Below are 400 nucleotides of genomic sequence, written 5' to 3'. Positions count from 1 at the left end.
CGTCGAGGTCGCTGGCGTAGGTGCGCGCCCATTCGATCGGCAGCGGCGCTGACAGCACGAAGTCGGTGTGGGTGAAGCTCTCGTTGCCGGTACTCAGGCTGATGGATGCACCCTTGCGCGCTGGCGCGGGGCAGTTCTTGCAGCCTCCGGTTCCCTGGGCATCGGCCTGCTTGGAAATGTGACCGAGCGGAGTGCCCGGATTTTCTTTCTCCGCCTTGGCCCCCGCGTGCGGCGACACGATCGCGGCACGCTGGCCCTTCTTCTTCAGCAGCGCATCCCGCAGCTTGTGCAGCAGCCACATGATGCTCGCCTGGGCCTCCTTGTCCGCCAGCCTCGACAGTTGCCCCCGCAACAGCCGCTTGAAGTCCAGCATCTGCGTGATCACGCCATTGACCCTGCT

The 400-nt window shown here is 65.2% G+C and carries 1 protein-coding gene; it reads right to left on the bottom strand.

Annotated features, from left to right (window positions below; all coding sequences use genetic code 11):
• On the bottom strand, nucleotides 1–385 hold a 385-nt coding region (locus tag ACTJLF_RS34750), incomplete at its 3' end, for a DUF6531 domain-containing protein (protein WP_440884922.1).
• Nucleotides 386–400: the final 15 nt, after the last annotated feature.

Source organism: Variovorax sp. 22077 (assembly GCF_052044195.1).
Classification (GTDB): domain Bacteria; phylum Pseudomonadota; class Gammaproteobacteria; order Burkholderiales; family Burkholderiaceae_C; genus Variovorax; species Variovorax atrisoli.
This window is presented reverse-complemented; position numbering and strand designations above follow the sequence as displayed.